A 2,204-nucleotide genomic window follows, 5' to 3' on the forward strand; every position below is an offset into this window, starting at 1 on the left:
CAACTGTCATTTCGAGCCGAAGGCGAGAAATCTTAAGTTTCAATTCCCCTCAGTTCTGAGGGGTGAGGCCGTAGAGACTGCCGGCTTCACGGTTCTAGAGCCAATTCGTACAGCAAGCCTACCTTGTTCGCCCCCTATCCCGTCCTTTCCCCCGATTCGGGAGAAAGGGGGCTAGTGTGCCTAATTTCCGAAGGGAAGGTTAGCGCAGAAAACCGCAAGTTGGCTTATTGGTCTCCCCTCTCCCAAAGTGGGGGAGGGGAGTGGGGTGGGGGCTGCAGAATGCCGACGCCAAAGCCCCCCTCTCATCCCCCCGCACGCGGGAGGGGGTGGGCATGGAGGGACAACCCTTGAGGGATCACTGCCCGGTGCGTTCCCTATCCCTTCTTTGCCTCTCTCAGTCTTGACGGAACGGTTCCGGAACCTGTTTTTGGGGCACGGCTAAAGTACGCACCAGGGCAGCCAGCATCTGCTCCTTATAGACGGAGTTGAGGGCGAGCGCTGCCTGTGTTTGGGCATATCCAAACGGAATGCCTATATCGTGCCGATCACCTACTGCCTCAAAGGCAATGACCCGCTCGCCAGCAGCCCGTGCGCGCTCCTGGGCGCTCGTCAGCTGGAACTCGCCCTTTTCCCGAAGATCGTTATCAATGGCATATTTCAGGCTATCGAAGATGGCCGGCGTAAAAATGTGCATACCAAAGAAACAGAGATACATCCCATGCAGGAGGCCTGCTTGCCGCAGGTGCTTTTCGGCATACTCGATGGTGGGCTTTTCGTAGATGGCGTGCACCTCGTAGACCGGGGGTTGTTCTGCAATGCGCTCCCCGCAGACGGTGCCGAACAGGTGAAGCAACTCCGAGGGAGTCTGCTGCACGGCGGAGACGGAACACTCGTATCGGTCGTAGATGTCCATAATTTGGCGGGCGCACCGCTTTTGTTCTCCGGTAGTATAGATGTGGTCGCCCAGCATCAACAAGAACGGCTCGTCTGCCACCCAATCGCGGGTTAGGTACACCGCATGCCCGAAACCCTCCGGGCTTTCCTGCACCACAAAGGTCAGTCGGGCAGCGATCTGCTGCAGTCGGGCCGATTGCAGCAAAGCCCAATCCTTTCCCTTGAACAGGCGTATCTCCTCGTTGGTCAGCGGCCGAAAATGCTGTTTTATCTGTGGATAGTTCGTCGGGTTAACCACCAGACAAACCTCCTCGATGCCGCTTTCCAGAGCCTCCTCGATAATGATCTGAATGGCCGGCTTGCAGATGCCATCGCGGTCCATAAGCGGCAGCATCTCTTTCTGGATGGTGTTGGTGGCCGGATACATACGGGTGCCGCGTCCGGCGGCGGTAATGACGGCCTTTCGTACTTTGCTCATAGCCTCTTTTGGAGAAAGCGCGTCCCGTTGGTTTGAACTAACGTTTGGTTAAGCTGTCCACAACGCGCCTTCGCTAAAAACCTCCTTTCGTCTTAATCGGTAGTCGTATCGTCCTGAAGAAAAGGGAGTGGGCGCTGCGTTGGCGAGGGCGTTTCCGTTTTTGGAAACAGGGCCTCAAACTGAGCTTGCAGCCGCGCCTGCACGCGCTCCACATAGGCCGGGGAAGGCTCGGCTCTAGGAATGGCCTGACGCACCATGGCCCGCACCGCTTCCAGCGCTTTTAGCCGATGCGCACATCGCCCGCAGCGCAACAGATGCCGCTCCAAACGCTGTTTGGCCTCATCCGGTAATAGACCGTCTACGGCCAGGTCAATAAACGTTTCCATGTCGTCGCATCGCATTTCAGCTTTCGTCTTCCTCCAACATCGCCGTAAGCGTTCGGCATAGGGAGCGCCGCGCCCGATAGAGCAGGGATTTCGTCGCCTCCACAGAACGCCCCAACATCACGGCGGCCTCCCGCGCATCCCACTCCTCTACGTCGCAGAGCATAAGCACCGTTCGCTGATCTTCGGGCAGTTGCTCCAACGCCTGACGCACCAGCAAAGCGTTTTCCACCTGCCGATAGGGTTGGCGGCAATCCTTTTGAGCCTCGATGTCCTGAGCCTCTAAAAGCAGTAGGCGCGGTTGGCGCAGGCGATCTCTACACAGATTACGAACGATGCCGAACAGCCAGGCCCGAAAGGGCGCCTCTCCTCGAAACGAAAACGCGCGTTCAAACGCCCGTAGAAACGCCTCCGATGTTACCTCCTCGGCATCTTCGCGGTTGCGCAGC

3 protein-coding genes are annotated in these 2,204 nt (G+C 57.8%); all 3 read right to left on the reverse strand.

Going from position 1 to position 2,204, the window contains the following annotated elements:
- Positions 1-394: 394 nt before the first annotated feature.
- Complete coding sequence (locus tag VKV18_RS01825) at positions 395-1,372, reverse strand: UTP--glucose-1-phosphate uridylyltransferase (protein WP_324202523.1); 978 nt, start codon at positions 1,370-1,372, stop codon at positions 395-397.
- A 92-nt stretch (positions 1,373-1,464) separates the two neighbouring features.
- Positions 1,465-1,773 (reverse strand): anti-sigma factor family protein, encoded by a 309-nt coding sequence (locus tag VKV18_RS01830; RefSeq protein ID WP_324202524.1) that lies wholly within the window; start codon positions 1,771-1,773, stop codon positions 1,465-1,467.
- 1 nt (position 1,774) lies between these two features.
- Positions 1,775-2,204, reverse strand: a 430-nt coding sequence (locus VKV18_RS01835; protein ID WP_324202525.1) for an RNA polymerase sigma factor, incomplete at its 5' end; no start/stop codon positions are given.

The sequence above is a fragment of the Chthonomonas sp. genome (genome assembly GCF_035294505.1).
Taxonomy (GTDB): Bacteria; Armatimonadota; Chthonomonadetes; order Chthonomonadales; family Chthonomonadaceae; genus Chthonomonas.

Bases quoted from the DNA above. Each gene is read 5' to 3' on its own strand.
- VKV18_RS01825 (WP_324202523.1), bottom strand. From the start codon at position 1,372: ATGAGCAAAGTACGAAAGGCCGTCATTACCGCCGCCGGACGCGGCACC.
- VKV18_RS01830 (WP_324202524.1), bottom strand. From the start codon at position 1,773: ATGCGATGCGACGACATGGAAACGTTTATTGACCTGGCCGTAGACGGT.